This window comes from Vibrio mimicus CAIM 602 (assembly GCF_000338875.1).
Classification (GTDB): Bacteria; Pseudomonadota; Gammaproteobacteria; order Enterobacterales; family Vibrionaceae; genus Vibrio; species Vibrio mimicus.
In genome coordinates this window covers 80,457-97,936 of the sequence record NZ_AOMO01000023.1, presented here as the reverse complement: position 1 = coordinate 97,936, position 17,480 = coordinate 80,457, and the positions used below count along the sequence as shown (strand labels likewise).

Below are 17,480 nucleotides of genomic sequence, written 5' to 3'. Positions count from 1 at the left end.
GAGCCATGATCAAACTCTTCAATTAAAGTTTGGCTCAATGAATACTGATAACATTACATTGTAATGTTGAATTGACTGTGCTGAATGATTGCTCATTCAAATGGTCACTCAGTTCATTGATAAATCTTTTGCGATTATCATCAACGAGTGCCCACACAGATTGATTGGTTTATATTGTTAAAGAGCGTTTTGCTTCAGCTTTCTTACCGAAGAGGGTGTGCATTCTAGCGAGATAATTGTTAGAGTCAAACTCTTTTTTTCAACTTTCTTCATCGAAGCGTCTTTGCCTAACTGACTAGCCCTGAAGCCTTGTGGCGTCTGCCGTGTCAGTGAGGGCGCATTATAGGGAGCTCCGTTTTTAATGCAAGCCCCTAAACGCAGTTTTTTCTAAAAAAACGTTCATTAGAATAAAAAGGCCACAAGGTGATTATTTTCCAATCTTTTTGGGCAATAATCTGACTCTCTCTGCCTTTTGTCGAACTACCATTTCGCCTCTTTTATTCCTCACTATCGAAAAAGTAAGAGATGCGAGAGCGGGGATTAAGATAATCACGAACTTTGTCGGGCAGCTTATTGGGTAGTATTGCATTAACGATTTTTAGGTCTCTATCAGCAAGATCGATGATCGGAGCTTGAGAACGTGGTACTGATGGATCATAGATAAGCACATTCGGGTACAGAAGATTCCCTGCATTCACTGAAATAACCAATCCCACCATATCATTAGAGAGCTGCACTACCGTTCCAGGCGGGAATACCCCCATAAACTTAACTAGGATCCCTAAATTCTCCGCGTGATAGAGATGCTTGCAGTTCTTAAAAAGATAAGACAAAGCAACGTAGGGGATCTTTTGTTCAGAAGGAATATTAGGGTGACATAAATTGTCGAAAGCATTTGCTACTGCCACAATCTGCGCGAGCTCATCAATTTCATCCCCTTTCATGCCAAGAGGGTAACCGGAACCGTCTCTTAACTCATGGTGCTGCTCAATCACGCGTTTTGCACTTTCTGGGAATATTTCAATATTGTTCGCCAGCTCGATGCCGTATTTAGTGTGTAAGCGCAGGTAATTCTCTTCAGGCTCAGTCAATCGCGTTTTTTTACGAACTATCGCTGTGGGAACTCGTACTTTGCCTATATCGTGAAATAGTGCAGCAAAAGCCAGCTCTTTGATCGTCGCAGCAGGAAGACCTCGCTCTTTACCTATCATCATGCCAATCACTGCCACATTCAGAGAGTGGAAATAGATGTCTTCAAATTCACTTTTGCTGTTCATTAGATGCAAGGTGACATTGTCGTCGCTCAGTAACTTATCAACAATATCATCAACCAGTTGTATCGCTTCTCCGACGGCATCGGCTGGACGGTTACGAATTTTGTTAATGACTGCACGCATACGAGCTAAAGAACGTTCAAACTCTTTTTCACATGTTTGAACTCGACGTCGATAAGCATTGAGCTTTTCAATACGACTTTGTTTTTCCTGCCAGAGCTTTTCCGCTTCACTATCTACTGATGGCAGAACTTCCGCAGGTGCACTTTCTTCAAGATTAGGCGGCAATGGTTGAGTATCACTCAGCCCTGGGTTAAGGAAAACATGTTGAATACCAAGATGCTTGATCAGTTGGATCTGCTCTTGTGATTTGATTTTAAAACTATTGAATAGGAAGGGATGTTCATTCCATTTTACTGGCAACCGAATGTAAAGCCCTGGTTGCAATCTATCTACTGTAATTTTAATGCTTGCCACAATCTACATTACATCTGAGTGAATAACTCAAATATCATAGAAGAAGTTAATAATAACTTCATCAGCCATGTAACAAAGGATTACGAAACTACCGATTGAACTTTTGAAATGGAAAAAAGCAAAAAGCCGACTCATTGAGTCGGCTTCTTTAAATTATGGTACCGATGGACGGACTTGAACCGTCACTCCCGAAGGAAACGGATTTTGAATCCGTCGTGTCTACCAATTTCACCACATCGGCATCTGGGCTGTTGCCCTTTGATGGAACGCATTATACGTAAGAAGTTAAACCACGCAATAGCAAAATATTGAAAATAAAATCGTTTGCTGATTATTTAGCCACAAAGTCTTAAGCTGTGCGTTAGCTCTCTTTCTTTCAGATTTTGCACTGGCTATGCTTGCCACCTTTAAAGCAACCAAGAATGACTACTATGAATTATGTGGATCTTCCTCCTGCTGGCTTTTTTCGCCGTATGGGAGCTTGGATTTATGACGCATTGATCGTGATGGCGATATTAATGATGGCTGGCGGTGTTGTGATCGCCGCGCTCGAGGCTTTGGTGGCTGCAGGGCTTATCTCTTATGCTCCCTATCTGGATGCGAGTGACCTACTCACCCGTCATCCAATCTGGAATCCTGTGTACACCGCTTATCTTGTTTTCGTTTGGATCTACTTCTTCATTTATTTCTGGACTCGTGGTGGTCAAACGTTAGGAATGCGCGCCTGGAAACTGCATATTTGCACAGAAGAAGGTAATCGCATTTCCGTCACACAAGCATTAATCCGTCTAGCGACATCAGGCTTTGGGCTGGCCAACTTAACGGTGTTGTTTGACCCGAAAAAACGTGGCTTTCATGATATCTGGGCGAAAACCAAGATTGTGGTCTTACCTAAAGTAAATTAAAAAGAAACTATCACTCATATTATGACTACTCATGTAATAAAAGAGAGGAAGGCAATGCCTTCCTCTCTTTTATATTTGTGGGATCTTAAAGCTAACACATAAACAGCATCACAGCTTTCTACCCAGTAGACCTAACGCAATTGTCAAGAAAACCAAGCTTGGCGCTACTGCGCCAAATAATGGAGGTAACCCATAGACTAAACTCAGTGGTCCAAAAAACTCACTGGAAATATAGAAGGTAAATCCAGCGATCACACCAGATAAAATCCGCGCTCCCATGGTTACACTACGCAATGGACCAAAGATAAAAGAGAGCGCCATCAGCATCATGACGGCAATGGAGATTGGCTGTGTCATTTTTCTCCAAAATGCGAGCTCATAACGGGATGAATCTTGCTCTGAAGCCTTCAAATAATACACATAATCACTTAAGCCACTGAGTGATAACTCTTCCGGCTTTACAGTCACCACGGCAAGTTTGTCGGGAGCTAATGAAGTACGCCAACGATACTCTGGCAAGATTTCCTTGCTGATTTCGATTTCGTTTACCATGCGAGTTAACTGAGCATCTTTCATCAACCACTCATTGTTACCGACGTAGTCCACTTGCTCTGCAAAAATCACCGTGCTCAGTTTCTTATGTTCATCAAACCGCCACAGGTTCATTCCTATCAGCTGTTCATTATCTACTTTTCCGATAAAGATGAAGTCATTAGCATCACGTGCCCACACACCAGTGCGCACCGACATGATAGCGCCGCCAGATGTCGCAAATGCTCGCATATCACGCGCTAACTTTTGCGCTTGTGGGGCCCCCACTCACCGAGCAAAGTAACCACGATCATGAGCGGGATAGCAGTTTTGAGTACAGATAAACCGATATCAAGCTTAGAAAAGCCGGCGGCCTGCATAACCACCAACTCAGAACTGGATGCTAACGCACCTAAACCAATTAAAGCCCCCAAAAGCGCAGCCATGGGGAAAAACATTTCCACATCACGAGGAATACTGAGCACAACAAAGAGTAAAGCTTGCAGTAAGTCGTAACTCCCCTCACCCACTTTACGCAACTGTTCGACATATTTGATGATGCCGGATAGGCCAACAAAGGTAACCAGAACTAATGCTGTTGTAGCAACAATGGTACGACCGATATACCAATCAAGAATTTTAAACACGACTTAAGCCACCTTTCTCTGTTTCCATCGATCTTTGAAACGGCGCACAGGAATGCTGTCCATGGTATTAACAACCAAAGCCGCGATGAGCAATGCCGCATTCACTGGCCATAAACCAATAATCACTGGCAATGAGCCATCTTCAATAGCAGATTTTGTCGCACTGAGCGCAAGGAAATAGGTCAAATAGATCAAAATGGCGGGTCCCATTTTGGCAAAGCGCCCTTGCCGAGGATTCACTGCCGATAAAGGCACCACCAACATCGTCAGTAACGGGATACACACAACTAAAGAAAGTCGCCATTGCAGTTCAGCTTGAGCTTGAAGATCGGAGTTTTTTAACAAACTCAGCGTAGGTAGCGCTTCCCAATCACGACCAGAAGATTTCACTTCACGCTGACCAATCAAGCCATCGTAAGAATCGAAATTGGTGATCATGTAATCCACCCGGGTCGGAACTCCTTCGTAGCGAGTACCATTGTAGAGGGTAATGATCTGGCGGCCATCACTCAGCTCTTTCACATCGCCAGAGTTAGAAAACATCACGCTAGGTAAAATTGAATCACGCGGTGCCAACTGTGCAACAAATACATTATGCAGTTTACGGTTTTCAATATTATCGATAAAGACAACTGACGAGCCATCTGGAGAGCGTTGGAAATGGCCTTTTTGCAGTAGATCAACGCTGTTTTCCGCCGCAAATTGCTCCATCAATTGCGCTTCTTTATCTTGGCTCCAAGGCGATAACCAGAGCGCGTTAAAAGCAGCAATAGAAGCAGTGATCAAAGCGAGGTACAAGGCAGCTCGGATCAAAAATTTATTACCGATTCCGGTCGCATTCATCACGGTTATCTCACTCTCAGCATACAAACGGCCAAAAGTGAGCAGAATCCCGATGTATAGGCTTAGTGGCAGCATTAACAGCCCCATAGCCGGCATATTCAATCCAACGATGGATAAGATCATGCTGGTAGGAATTTCACCGTCGGAGGCATCCGCCAAAACACGGATAAATTTCTGGCTGAGAAACACTAAAAACAGCACAAAAAAGATCGCAAACTGGCTTTTTATTGTTTCTCGGATCAAATATCTAACAATAATCACGCTGAAATTACCTATGCAAAACTTGTTTTTTTGATTGAATCACTATAATTTCCCGGTGAACCTTTTATTTTTTGAAAATTTCGCTAACGGTTAGGTTGCGTATGCAAAAGGTCGATCCTTTATGGGATCCAGCAAGTAAGAGCGCATTATCTACCATTTAGTTCTATTTGTCTTCAGGATGTAGGAGTACGCATGGAGTTCAGTGTTAAGAGTGGCAGCCCTGAGAAACAGCGCAGCGCATGTATCGTTGTTGGGGTGTTTGAACCACGTCGCCTTTCTCCAGTCGCAGAACAGCTTGATAAAATCAGCGACGGCTATATTAGTTCACTGCTGCGTCGCGGTGATCTAGAGGGTAAACCGGGGCAGATGCTACTGCTGCATCAAGTACCAGGTGTGTTGTCTGAGCGAGTACTGCTCGTCGGTTGCGGTAAAGAACGCGAACTGGGTGAACGTCAGTACAAAGAGATCATTCAGAAAACCATCAACACATTAAATGAAACCGGCTCTATGGAAGCGGTCTGCTTCTTGACCGAGTTGCACGTCAAGGGTCGCGATACCTATTGGAAAGTGCGTCAAGCGGTTGAAGCAACCAAAGATGGCCTGTACACCTTTGACCAATTCAAAAGTGTGAAACCAGAAACACGCCGTCCACTACGTAAGCTGGTGTTCAACGTACCCACTCGCCGTGAATTGAATCTTGGTGAACGTGCGATTGCCCACGGCTTGGCGGTTTCTTCTGGCGTGAAAGCCTGTAAAGATCTTGGCAATATGCCACCAAATATTGCTAACCCAGCTTACCTCGCTTCACAAGCTCGTCGTCTGGCTGACGATTACGAGAGCATCACCACCAAAATCATTGGTGAAGAAGAGATGGAAAAGCTCGGCATGGCTTCTTACCTCGCGGTAGGCCGTGGCTCACGCAATGAATCGATGATGTCGGTCATCGAATACAAAGGCAATCCAGATCCTGAAGCCAAGCCAATCGTATTGGTTGGTAAAGGTCTGACTTTCGACTCAGGCGGTATCTCACTCAAACCAGGTGAAGGTATGGATGAGATGAAGTACGACATGTGTGGCGCAGCATCTGTTTTCGGCACCATGAAAGCCATTGCCAAACTCGGCCTACCACTCAATGTGATTGGCGTATTGGCTGGCTGTGAAAACATGCCAGGCAGCAATGCTTACCGTCCGGGTGACATTCTGACTACGATGTCAGGTCAAACCGTGGAAGTGTTAAACACCGATGCCGAAGGTCGTTTGGTACTGTGTGACGTACTGACTTACGTTGAGCGTTTTGAGCCTGAATGTGTGGTGGATGTAGCAACACTAACCGGTGCTTGTGTGATTGCTTTAGGTCACCACATCAGTGCAGTAATGTCGAACCACAACCCGCTGGCACATGAGTTGGTGAATGCCTCTGAGCAATCGAGCGATCGCGCATGGCGTCTGCCACTGGCTGATGAATACCATGAGCAGCTCAAGAGCCCATTTGCCGATATGGCAAACATTGGTGGCCGCCCAGGTGGCGCAATTACTGCTGCTTGTTTCCTGTCTAAATTTGCTAAGAAATACAACTGGGCACACTTAGACATCGCGGGTACTGCGTGGAAATCGGGTGCAGCGAAAGGCTCAACCGGTCGTCCTGTCTCGCTACTAGTCCAATTCCTGCTTAATCGCAGCGGTGGCCTAGACGCTGAAGAGTAATCGCAAAAGGGCCTTCGGGCCCTTTTTCATTGCTAGACCTAAACCACTGCCACAGGCGTGGTGATTGTTTGCAAGAGACCAAGATGCCAACCGCGACTTTTTACCTGATTTCCCCAGATTCTGCTCAATCGACGCCAACGGGCTTTGCTGAATACGTGCTGTATTTGACTCGTCACTTTGCCTCTCAAGGCGCACGCATTTATCTGCAATGCCAAGATAAGCAACATGCCGAGCAATTAGCCGAGCGTTTTTGGCAAGTCGAACCCGAACAGTTTTTAGCGCACAATCTGGTGGGTGAAGGCCCCAAGTCCGGCACCGCGATTGAGATAGGTTATGTGGGTGTCTCCCCTTCTTGGAATCGTCAATTGGCAATAAATTTGGCGGATAATCAGACAACCTTTGCGCGCACCTTTGCCGAAGTGGTAGACTTCGTGCCCTGCGCAGAAAATGCCAAGCAGCTAGCACGCGAGCGGTATAAACTCTATCGACAAGCAGGTTATCAGCTGCAAACTGTTGAGATTCAGTATCCATAACCGTCCATCCTTATAGTTAAGCTCTCTTACCCAAGAGAACTCACTTATAGCGATAGACTGAATTAACCATCACAGCATCCATTAAAGAGCACTATGGAAAAGACATACAACCCAACATCAATCGAACAAGATCTGTATAAGACTTGGGAAGAGCAAGGCTACTTTAAGCCTCACGGTGACACATCAAAAGAAGCATACAGCATCATGATCCCGCCACCGAACGTCACAGGCAGCCTGCACATGGGTCATGCCTTCCAAGACACCATTATGGATACTCTAATCCGCTGTCAGCGTATGAAAGGTAAAAATACCTTGTGGCAAGTGGGTACTGACCACGCTGGTATCGCAACTCAGATGGTGGTTGAGCGTAAGATCGCTGCAGAAGAAGGCAAAACCAAGCATGATTACGGCCGTGATGCGTTCATCGACAAGATTTGGGAATGGAAAGCAGAATCAGGCGGTACCATCACTAAGCAGCTACGTCGTCTTGGTGCCTCTGTCGATTGGGATCGTGAGCGCTTTACTATGGATGATGGCTTCTACAAAGCCGTGCAAGAAGTGTTTGTGCGTCTCTACAAAGATGATCTGATCTACCGCGGTAAGCGCCTAGTTAACTGGGATCCAAAACTGCACACCGCGATCTCCGATCTGGAAGTGGAAAACAAAGAGACCAAAGGTCACATGTGCACTTCCGCTACCCGCTGGCGGATGGCGTGAAAACGGCCGATGGCAAAGATTACATCGTGGTTGCGACAACACGTCCAGAAACCATGCTGGGCGATACTGGTGTTGCGGTTAACCCAGAAGATCCTCGTTATAAAGATTTGATTGGTAAAGAGATCATTCTGCCAATCGTAGGTCGTCGCATCCCTATCGTGGGCGATGAGCACGCCGATATGGAGAAAGGCACGGGCTGTGTGAAAATCACCCCTGCGCACGACTTCAACGACTATGAAGTCGGCAAGCGTCATCAGCTACCGATGATCAACATTCTGACCTTTGATGCCAACATCCGTGATGCAGCCGAAGTCTTCAACTCAAACGGCGAAGCAAGCAATGCTTACGGCACAGAGATCCCTGCTAAATACCAAGGCATGGAGCGTTTTGCTGCACGTAAAGCGATCGTGGCGGAATTTGAAGAACTGGGTCTACTGCAAGAAATCAAAGATCACGACCTAACGGTTCCTTACGGCGACCGCGGTGGCGTGGTGATTGAACCAATGCTGACTGACCAATGGTACGTTCGCGCAGGTATTCTGGCGAAACCAGCGGTTGAAGCGGTAGAAAATGGCGATATTCAATTTGTACCAAAACAGTACGAGAACATGTACTTCTCTTGGATGCGTGACATTCAAGACTGGTGTATCTCTCGACAACTGTGGTGGGGTCACCGCATTCCGGCTTGGTATGACGAGCAAGGCAATGTGTTTGTAGGTCGTAACGAAGAAGAAGTGCGTGCAGAAAACAACATCGCAGCAGATGTTGCTCTTCGTCAAGATGATGACGTGTTGGATACTTGGTTCTCTTCTGCATTGTGGACCTTCGGAACGCTTGGCTGGCCAGAAAAAACGCCTGAGCTGAACGTATTCCACCCAACCGATGTTCTGGTAACGGGTTTCGACATCATCTTCTTCTGGGTGGCGCGCATGATCATGATGACCATGCACTTCTGTAAAGATGAAGATGGAAAAGCACAAGTTCCGTTCAAAACCGTGTACGTAACGGGTCTGATCCGTGACGAAAACGGCGACAAGATGTCGAAGTCGAAAGGCAACGTACTTGACCCTATCGATATGATCGATGGTATCGACCTAGAGTCACTGGTTGAGAAGCGCACTGGCAACATGATGCAGCCTCAGCTAGCGGCGAAGATCGAGAAAAATACCCGTAAGACGTTTGAAAACGGCATCGAAGCCTACGGTACTGACTCACTGCGTTTCACCCTCGCGGCCATGGCTTCAACCGGTCGTGACATCAACTGGGATATGAAGCGTCTAGAAGGTTACCGCAACTTCTGTAACAAGCTGTGGAACGCAAGCCGTTACGTGCTGATGAACACCGAAGAGCAAGATTGCGGTTTTGCAGCAGGTGCAGAGCTTGAATACTCACTGGCCGACAAGTGGATCGAATCACAGTTCGAGCTGGCTGCGAAAGAGTTCAATGGTCACATTGATAACTTCCGTCTGGATATGGCAGCCAATACGCTGTACGAATTCATCTGGAACCAATTCTGTGACTGGTACTTAGAACTGACTAAGCCGGTTCTGTGGAAAGGCACGGAAGCTCAGCAACGCGCAACACGTCGCACGCTGATCACCGTACTAGAGAAAACCCTGCGTTTGGCGCATCCAGTGATCCCTTACATCACCGAAACCATCTGGCAAAGTGTTAAGCCACTGGTGGATGGCGTGGAAGGCGACACCATCATGCTGCAAGCGCTGCCTCAGTACGATGCGGCAAACTTCAACCAAGAAGCCTTGGATGATATTGAATGGGTGAAAGCTTTAATCACTAGCATCCGTAACCTGCGCGCTGAGTATGACATCAACCCTGGTAAGCCTCTGGAAGTGATGCTGAAAGCGGCGAATGAGCAAGATGCCGCGCGTATCGAAGCGAACAAGCAAGTGCTAGTTTCACTGGCCAAGCTCGAAAGCATTCGTGTATTGGCGGATGGCGAAGCGACACCTGCGTGTGCAACCGCACTGGTTGGCAAGTCTGAGCTGATGATCCCAATGGCAGGTCTGATTGATAAAGACGCTGAGCTGGATCGTCTGGCCAAAGAGATTGCTAAGACGCAAGGTGAAATTGCGCGCATCGAAGGCAAGCTGGGTAACGAAGGTTTCGTGGCGAAAGCACCAGAAGCGGTAATTACCAAAGAGCGTGAAAAGCTCGCGGGTTACCAAGAAGCACTGGTGAAACTTGAGCAGCAGAAAGCGACCATCGCTGCACTGTAAGCCAAGCTTTTTATAGAAAAATAGATAGAAAGAAAAAAGGCAGCGATTTCGCTGCCTTTTTGTTTGGGTATACCTAATTTGGATTAACGATGCTGAATGCTTTTACCTGAGATTAAGGCTGACGCGCCGCATCGATCCGCTGTTTGAGATCAGGATGGGTACTGAGCCAAGCCGGAACCTCAATCGTTTCTTGCTGCTGAAACAGTTCAAACATTTCAGCTAGCGGTTCACTGCTACCGTAAATCGCCTGCATCGCTTGTTTCGCGTATTGATCGGCCTCTTCTTCCGCATCGCGGGATTGGCCGTTGGAGAGCGTAAACACCCCAATCCCAACCAGATTATCCACCACCCCAGAGCTTTCACCTGTCAGCAGCGCCACACCAATCGAAAGTACACTCGAATGCACCAAGCGTTTAAGCATATGGCGATGATGTACATGCCCCAGCTCATGCAGAATAATGCTGTCTAACTGCTCGGGCGTTTTGGCCAGTAGCACCAACTCATCCAGTAACACCAAGGTTCCACCGGGCAAAGCGAACGCGTTAGCGCCAATATCTGAGTGGCGAAACTCCACTTTGATCGGATAAGGTAGCGGCTCGAGTTGGCTAAGATGGGAGAAAACTCGTTGCTTTATCTCATCTTGTTGCGCGAGAGAAAGTTCACTCGGTTTTAAATCGCGATCTAACGTTTGCAGAATTTTCTCACCCAGCACCACAGCGGCAGATTCAGGAACTCGTTCCGCCACCTCTTTGCTTAGCCAAGGTAGAAATGCCACATAAGCCCAAACACATAAACCGATGCCAAGCACCACGGCGATTAGCCAAGCGCTCCACTTTCCTTCCAGCCGATCCACCCACCCCGGTTTATTGTGTTGTTCTAACCAAGAGTTCAACTGCGCATTGCGTTCACAAACGAAAACCCAGCCACTGGGTAATTGAAAACGAATCGGTAATTTTCCCACTGGAGCACTGATTTCAGCATCGCTCTGCGCACAGCTAATGATCTCACCATCGACATGCAAAGCGAGAAAATGGGGTTGTGAGAGATCGAGCTCGGCCTCGCAACGTAATGAGCTGCGAGGTGGGAAAGCGGTTCCGGTAATACGCATCAGCCGATCCCGATACCGAGATCAAACGCTTGAGCCAACTCATCCGAGATAGCCGATTTTACATCTGAAGATTGATCGGTCGATTTGAGTGCATCCATATCGCCAATCACAGCAGTGCGTTCAGCCAGATAGCGCGTCGTTCTCACCATCACCCATGGGCGTGCGATACCGACTGTCACGGCTTGCAGTAAGAAGTTACTGATCACTAAGCCAGTATAACCACGAGCACTGAGAGTGGATTCAAATCGAAAGGCTGTGTCCTCGTTCAGAGCTTGCTGCATCACCAGTTGCGAGAAAATGTAATTGCGTACCCGTGAAGTAATATAAGCCGTCACCGCGATACCCATTACGATCATCCCTATGTACACAGTAGCGATCAGCATAAACGGTGAGCCACTCGCAAGTAGCGAGCTTTCCCAATTGGTAAGATTAGAGAAATCGATACTGCCGAACACCATGATAAGCACCATAGAGATGATCGCGAGCACCGAGGCAACCCCAATTGCCGCTGCTTTTAAATAGGTATGCAGGAAGAAGCGCGTAGTCAGTTGGGCGCTAAACTGCCAATCCCCATAACGGTAACCATTAGCAAAATAGTTTTGTACGCCTGCAATAACCCAAGCATAGAGCGCCGCCATCACTAAAAAAGAGCCAATAAACATGACGACAGAAAGACTTGCCGAAACAGACGCTGAGACCGAAGCAATAACAAAGTAGATCAGCAACGCGACTAATGCGCCAATCCCTCTGCCCATAAACGAGAAATAGGCTTCTTGCAGTGTGCCATTAAAGGAGAAGTGCACATTACGAAAGCTGGTCATCGCCGAATCAAAGCGGGCGTTGCTCCAAAGCAGCCAAGGCAAAGCAAAATAAAACACCAAGAGCAACAGCAATGAAGTGATCGGGAATAAAGAGTTAGCCACGAACCACACGAGAACAGCGGCGAATGCGACCAAACGCCCTTTGAGGATTTGCATCGGCAGGGCATGATATTCAAAGTTATCGCCCGCAATGAAAGTATTGCCGTAGAAATAGCGCTTAGTACGCACCTTAGCCCATGCAGAGTAGATGCCTAAGGTAATAATGGAGAGCAGAAGATTGACACTCCAGATCCCAAAAAATTCTTTACCCTCACCACTGAAGGTGACGGTATGTTTATGTTGATTAACCATGAATGATTCCTGACGTTGTTCTTAGAGTAAAAAAGCGCTCCGAGTGTAACAACCTGTAAGAACCATTCACAACACCAATTAAATTATGGCGATATAAATCACACACATAATCAACAAAGCAACTTCTAGACGACTCGATTTTTCGCTTCACCACGCATAAATGCACTAATGTTGTCGATCAAGATAGTCGCGAGTTGTTGTATCGAGGAATCACTGCCCCACGCCACATGCGGTGTCAGCAGGAGATTAGGCAAATCACGGTTGGCAATCAGTGGGTTATCCATATCCGCAGGCTCGACACTAAACACATCCACCCCAGCCCCAGCAATTTGACGTCTTTTCAGCGCATCCACCAGCGCCTGTTCATCCACTAAACCGCCGCGCCCGGTATTAATCAACAGAGCATTGGGCTTCATCTGCACCAATTCCGCTTCCGAGATAATATTTCGCGTTTCATCCGTCAGCGGACAGTGCAGTGATAGCACATCCGACTGCGCCAGCACTTGTTCAAATGGCGTGTACCCTGCGCGGCATTCCAACTGACCTTTACGTTCAGCAAACAGCACTTGCATACCTAATGCACGAGTCAAATTCGCCGTCGCTTGTCCTAATGCACCACTGCCGATAATGCCCATGGTTGAACCCGCAATATCGCCAATGGGATGCGTGAAAAAACAGAACTGCTTATGGCGCTGCCACTCTCCGGCCGCAATATCATTGTGATAACCGATAAGATTACGTCTTAGAGCAAACATCATGGCGATCACATGCTCTGGTACAGAGCGCGTGGCATAGCCTTGCACATTACACACCGCGATATTCAGGTCACGACACGCCTGCAAATCGACGTTGTTGGTGCCCGTGGCAGAAATGGCGATCAACTTGAGCTTAGGCAACTGAACCAGCATTTCACGGGTGAGTACCACTTTATTAGTGATAACGATATCGGCCGCTAAGAGGCGCTCAACCACTTGGTGAGGCTCACATGCATCATACTCAACCCAATGGTGTTCAAAAGGCAGAGCAGGTAATGGGATATGGCGCGGAATAGTAGCGCGGTCTAGAAAAACTAAAGTGGGTAGTGACATGCTGACTCCGGGTCTGATTATCCGCTACCCACAATAATATTAGTCTTGGGATAGCTTTTTATAGTCCGGTAATTTTCGCTCAGGATCGAAATGCTGCAAAATCTGCTCCTCGGCTTCGGGATAGAAGTCACAAGGGACAAATAAAGTGCGCAGCCAATGACTACGTGGATGGTAGAAACACAGCTCCGCGGCGTGCAGTTGCAGACGATCGGCAAACTCGACGGCTTCTTGTGGCGCGTAGAGATCATCACCAACAATCGGATGGCCGAGCGATTGCATGTGCACACGCAGCTGATGAGAGCGTCCAGTGATCGGGATGAGGCGTACGACTGTGGTTTTCTCTTCACGCTTTACGACTTGATAGCGCGTCAGAGAATCACGTCCCTCTTCAAAACAGACTTTCTGTTTCGGGCGGTTTGGCCAATCACAACACAGCGGCAAATTCACTTCGCCTTCGTCTTGCTCCATCACACCCCATACGCGGGCATAGTAGATTTTATGAGTGAGACGATACTGAAACTGCTTCTTCAACGCCGATTCCATATGTTTGCCTTTCGCAAACAGGATCAGCCCAGAGGTCGACATATCCAAACGGTGTACGACCTTCACATCAGGGCAGTAATCCACCAAACGAGCCCACATACTGTCGTAGTGCTCAACAGGTCGCCCAGGAACAGATAACAAACCAGAAGGCTTGTTGGCTGCGATGATGTGTTCATCCTCATAAATCACATCAATCCACGGTTCCTTGGGTGGATTGTACTCGGTCATTGCCATCGCTATCGTCTCGTATCACAAAAAACGGCGCATTATATACGCAAAATGTCGCCAACGGGGAATAAAACAAGGCCCTCGTTTCGAGGGCCTACGTAATCAGTTGTGTGCCACCACAATCAAACGCAGTGAATCAAGCTGATACTGCGCCTGCGCAATATAGTCAGTCAGCTCTTTGATTTGCTGCTCCAGCACTTCGATCTCTTCATCACGAATGTTCGGGTTAACCGCTTTGAGTGCCAGCAAACGCTCCAACTCGCTGTTGAGGCTCTGCTGCATATCACGCTGCGCTTGTTCACGAATTGCGCTCACTCGCGGCTCAACCGCCGCTTCGCTTGCCGTAATCAAACGATGCACATCATGCTGTACTGAACTCACCAGCTTGCTGGCCAAATGACGATTCACTGGGCTGAGCTGACGATTAAAGCTTTCAAACTCCACTTGCGAAGAGAGATCATTACCGCGCGCATCCATCAGAATTCGGATTGGAGAGACGGGCAAGAAGCGGCTGATACCACTGCGTTTCGGCGCTTGGGCATCCACCACATACACCAGTTCCAGCAAGATAGTACCGACCGGCAACGCTTTGTTTTTCAACAGCGAAACCGCGCAAGTCCCCACCCCTTCACTCATCAGCAAATCAATGCCGCCTTGCACCATTGGGTGTTCCCAACTGATGAAGTGTATATCTTCACGCGACAGTGCGGTGTCACGATCAAAGGTAATAGTTGCTCCTTCATACGGCAGACCCGGATAGCTTGGCACCATCATGTGTTCGGCAGGAGTGACCACCAACGCATTCTCGCCACGATCTTCTTGATGCAGACCAATCGCATCAAACAGGCTCAACGCAAAAGTCACCAAATTGGTATCACCATCGGTTTTAGCGATCTGCTCGGCAATCTGCTGCGCTTTTTCGCCACCGTTAGAATGCATTTCAAGCAAGCGATCACGCCCAACTTCCAGCTGGGATTTCAGCGTTTTGTTCAGCTTGGCTGACTCTTCGATGATCACTTCCAGTTCTTCACCACCACCGACAGCAAGGATTGGGATCAAACGCTCAGCAAACACATCATAAACCGCACGACCGGTTGGACAGGTTTCCGCAAAGGCATTCAAACCTTCTTGAAACCAACGCGCCAAAATCGCTTGTGACGTTTCGGTCAGGTACGGCACGTACACATCGATATCACGCTTTTGGCCGATACGGTCCAAACGCCCGATACGCTGCTCAAGCAAGTCTGGGTTGAACGGCAGATCAAACATCACCAATTGGTTGGCAAACTGGAAGTTACGACCTTCGGAGCCGATTTCACTACAGATCAGCACCTGCGCGCCGCCCTCTTCCTGGGCAAAGTAAGCTGCGGCTTTGTCACGCTCAATGATCGACATGCCTTCATGGAATACCGTTGCGCGAATGCCTTCACGCTCACGCAATGCCTGCTCTAGCTGCAATGCGGTGCTGGCACGTGAAGCGATGACGAGGATCTTCTCGCTGCGTTTGGCTTTGACTTTTTCGAGCAGCCAGTTGACGCGTGAGTCAAATTGCCACCAGCTTGACTCTTCGCCTTCAAACTCTTGGAAAATCTCTTCTGGGTAGAGCATTTTCATCGCGCGCGCTTCTGGCGTCAGTTTACCGCCGAGCATGCCCGCGACACGCATTGAAGTCGTGTATTGAGAGGGGATATCTAATGGCAGCAAATGCACATTACGTACTGGGAAGCCTTTGATTGCCGCACGCGTGTTACGGAACAACACGCGACCAGTACCGTGGCGATCCATCAGATTGTCGATCAGCTCTTGGCGAGCTAAAGCAATTTCGTCCTCGCTGGCGTGGCTTTCCAACGCTTTAAACAGCGGCTCCACATCTTGCTCAGACAATAGCTCAGTGATTTTGTTTTTCGCTTCATCACTCAGCTTCTCACCGCTGAACAGCGCAGTGACCGCATCCGCAACCGGTGCGTACTGCTCTTCTTCTTTAACAAAGGCTTCGTAATCGTAGAAACGATCTGCATCCAGCAGGCGCAGACGAGCAAAGTGGCTTTCACGACCTAACTGCTCAGGTGTTGCCGTCAATAGCAGCACACCCGGAGTTTGCTCAGCGAGCGCTTCAATCACTTGATATTCTCGGCTAGGCTTTTCTGGGTGCCACTCTAAGTGGTGCGCTTCATCGACTACCAACAAATCCCATTCCGCTTCCAACGCTTGTTCAAAACGCTGGCGGCTTTTACGCAAGAAATCGAGTGAACACAGCACATACTGCTGAGTTTCAAATGGGTTATCTGCCTCGCTAAAGGCTTCTACACAGCGCTCTTCATCAAAAATCGAGAAGTGCAGGTTGAAACGGCGCATCATCTCCACCAACCATTGGTGTTGCAGCGTTTCAGGTACCACAATCAGGATGCGTTCAGCACGCCCGGTCAGCACTTGCTGATGGATGATCATGCCCGCTTCGATGGTTTTACCCAAACCTACTTCATCGGCCAGTAACACGCGTGGTGCATGGCGACGACCTACTTCATGGGCAATGTAAAGCTGATGCGGGATCAGCCCGGCGCGCATACCACACAAGCCACGCATTGGGCTTTTGTGCTGTTGATATTGATTGGCTAGAGCGCGATAACGCAGCACGAAGTTGTCCATGCGATCGATTTGACCGGCAAACAACTTGTCCTGCGGTTTATTAAAACGAATTTGGTTACTGAGGAAAATTTCACGCAGCGCGACACCGCTTTCTTCGGTATCCACTCGCGTGCCTAGATAGGTGTAGACGCTTGGTCTTCCACCACTTGTTCAACTTGTAACGACCAGCCTTGCTGACTATCCACCACATCGCCGACATTAAAGATCACACGGGTGACCGGCGCATCTGAACGTGCATAAACACGATTTTCTTCCGATGCTGCAAACATCAAGGTCACTGTACGCGCATCAAGCGCCACCACAGTGCCTAACCCGAGATCACTTTCCGTATCGCTTATCCAGCGTTGCCCTAAAGCAAATGACATGAATGGACTACCTCATCAAATAGCGTTGCAGAGAATTTTTGCACTTCACTCCAGTCAGCCTTTTATTATGGATGCTGGCGGCTCAGGGTGCAGAAAAAGGCCGCTAATCTTACTTGATGGCGTGACACAGGTCACGCCCATTCCCCGTCGTAATACGCTTTTTTTTCGTGACATCAAAATGTCAAAAACGAGTGGCATTTG

9 protein-coding genes, 1 tRNA gene and 3 pseudogenes are annotated in these 17,480 nt (G+C 48.0%); 4 read left to right on the top strand and 9 right to left on the bottom strand.

Going from position 1 to position 17,480, the window contains the following annotated elements; all coding sequences use genetic code 11:
- Nucleotides 1–497: 497 nt before the first annotated feature.
- The gene (locus tag D908_RS14035; RefSeq protein WP_005523251.1) at nucleotides 498–1,751 is read right to left on the bottom strand and encodes an HD-GYP domain-containing protein; all 1,254 of its coding nucleotides are present in this window, start codon (nucleotides 1,749–1,751) and stop codon (nucleotides 498–500) included.
- A gap of 156 nt (nucleotides 1,752–1,907) precedes the next feature.
- A tRNA-Leu gene (locus D908_RS14040) sits at nucleotides 1,908–1,992 on the bottom strand.
- Between the two features lie 190 nt (nucleotides 1,993–2,182).
- On the opposite strand from D908_RS14040, the gene D908_RS14045 reads away from it, so the two are divergent.
- A complete protein-coding gene (locus tag D908_RS14045) occupies nucleotides 2,183–2,656 on the top strand; it encodes an RDD family protein (RefSeq protein ID WP_001110169.1) in 474 nt (157 codons plus the stop codon).
- Between the two features lie 108 nt (nucleotides 2,657–2,764).
- Here D908_RS14045 and lptG read toward each other — a convergent pair.
- Together lptG and lptF are read right to left on the bottom strand one after the other, a co-directional pair.
- Nucleotides 2,765–3,834 (bottom strand): annotated as a pseudogene (gene lptG, locus D908_RS0119015) (LPS export ABC transporter permease LptG).
- A 3-nt stretch (nucleotides 3,835–3,837) separates the two neighbouring features.
- Nucleotides 3,838–4,938 (bottom strand): LPS export ABC transporter permease LptF, encoded by a 1,101-nt coding sequence (gene lptF / locus D908_RS14050; protein ID WP_005523238.1) that lies wholly within the window; start codon nucleotides 4,936–4,938, stop codon nucleotides 3,838–3,840.
- A 192-nt stretch (nucleotides 4,939–5,130) separates the two neighbouring features.
- Here lptF and pepA point away from each other — a divergent pair, with 192 nt between their 5' ends.
- The 3 genes and pseudogenes from pepA to D908_RS0119010 all read left to right on the top strand — a co-directional run bounded on the left by pepA (nucleotide 5,131) and on the right by D908_RS0119010 (nucleotide 10,129).
- Complete coding sequence (pepA, locus tag D908_RS14055; RefSeq protein ID WP_000397175.1) at nucleotides 5,131–6,642, top strand: leucyl aminopeptidase; 1,512 nt, start codon at nucleotides 5,131–5,133, stop codon at nucleotides 6,640–6,642.
- Nucleotides 6,643–6,725: 83 nt separating this feature from the next.
- Nucleotides 6,726–7,175 (top strand): DNA polymerase III subunit chi, encoded by a 450-nt coding sequence (locus D908_RS14060; protein WP_001141711.1) that lies wholly within the window; start codon nucleotides 6,726–6,728, stop codon nucleotides 7,173–7,175.
- Nucleotides 7,176–7,268: 93 nt separating this feature from the next.
- Nucleotides 7,269–10,129 (top strand): annotated as a pseudogene (locus D908_RS0119010) (valine--tRNA ligase).
- A 112-nt stretch (nucleotides 10,130–10,241) separates the two neighbouring features.
- On the opposite strand, the gene D908_RS14065 reads toward D908_RS0119010, so the two are convergent.
- The 5 genes and pseudogenes from D908_RS14065 to rapA form a co-directional block, all read right to left on the bottom strand.
- Complete coding sequence (locus D908_RS14065; protein ID WP_001223100.1) at nucleotides 10,242–11,237, bottom strand: M48 family metallopeptidase; 996 nt, start codon at nucleotides 11,235–11,237, stop codon at nucleotides 10,242–10,244.
- Nucleotides 11,237–12,409: a YjgN family protein gene (locus tag D908_RS14070; protein ID WP_005523237.1), complete on the bottom strand. Its 1,173-nt coding sequence runs from the start codon at nucleotides 12,407–12,409 to the stop codon at nucleotides 11,237–11,239. The genes D908_RS14065 and D908_RS14070 overlap by 1 nt, the downstream gene beginning before the upstream one ends.
- A 125-nt stretch (nucleotides 12,410–12,534) precedes the next feature.
- The gene (locus tag D908_RS14075; protein ID WP_005523236.1) at nucleotides 12,535–13,497 is read right to left on the bottom strand and encodes a D-2-hydroxyacid dehydrogenase; all 963 of its coding nucleotides are present in this window, start codon (nucleotides 13,495–13,497) and stop codon (nucleotides 12,535–12,537) included.
- Nucleotides 13,498–13,536: 39 nt separating this feature from the next.
- The gene (locus D908_RS14080; RefSeq protein WP_001251800.1) at nucleotides 13,537–14,274 is read right to left on the bottom strand and encodes a pseudouridine synthase; all 738 of its coding nucleotides are present in this window, start codon (nucleotides 14,272–14,274) and stop codon (nucleotides 13,537–13,539) included.
- Nucleotides 14,275–14,370: 96 nt separating this feature from the next.
- Nucleotides 14,371–17,279 (bottom strand): annotated as a pseudogene (rapA, locus tag D908_RS14085) (RNA polymerase-associated protein RapA).
- Nucleotides 17,280–17,480: the final 201 nt, after the last annotated feature.

Coding starts and splice junctions, on each gene's coding strand:
- D908_RS14080 (WP_001251800.1), bottom strand. CDS start 14,274: ATGGCAATGACCGAGTACAATCCACCCAAGGAACCGTGGATTGATGTG.
- D908_RS14045 (WP_001110169.1), top strand. CDS start 2,183: ATGAATTATGTGGATCTTCCTCCTGCTGGCTTTTTTCGCCGTATGGGA.
- D908_RS14070 (WP_005523237.1), bottom strand. CDS start 12,409: ATGGTTAATCAACATAAACATACCGTCACCTTCAGTGGTGAGGGTAAA.
- D908_RS14065 (WP_001223100.1), bottom strand. CDS start 11,237: ATGCGTATTACCGGAACCGCTTTCCCACCTCGCAGCTCATTACGTTGC.
- D908_RS14060 (WP_001141711.1), top strand. CDS start 6,726: ATGCCAACCGCGACTTTTTACCTGATTTCCCCAGATTCTGCTCAATCG.
- pepA (WP_000397175.1), top strand. CDS start 5,131: ATGGAGTTCAGTGTTAAGAGTGGCAGCCCTGAGAAACAGCGCAGCGCA.
- D908_RS14075 (WP_005523236.1), bottom strand. CDS start 13,497: ATGTCACTACCCACTTTAGTTTTTCTAGACCGCGCTACTATTCCGCGC.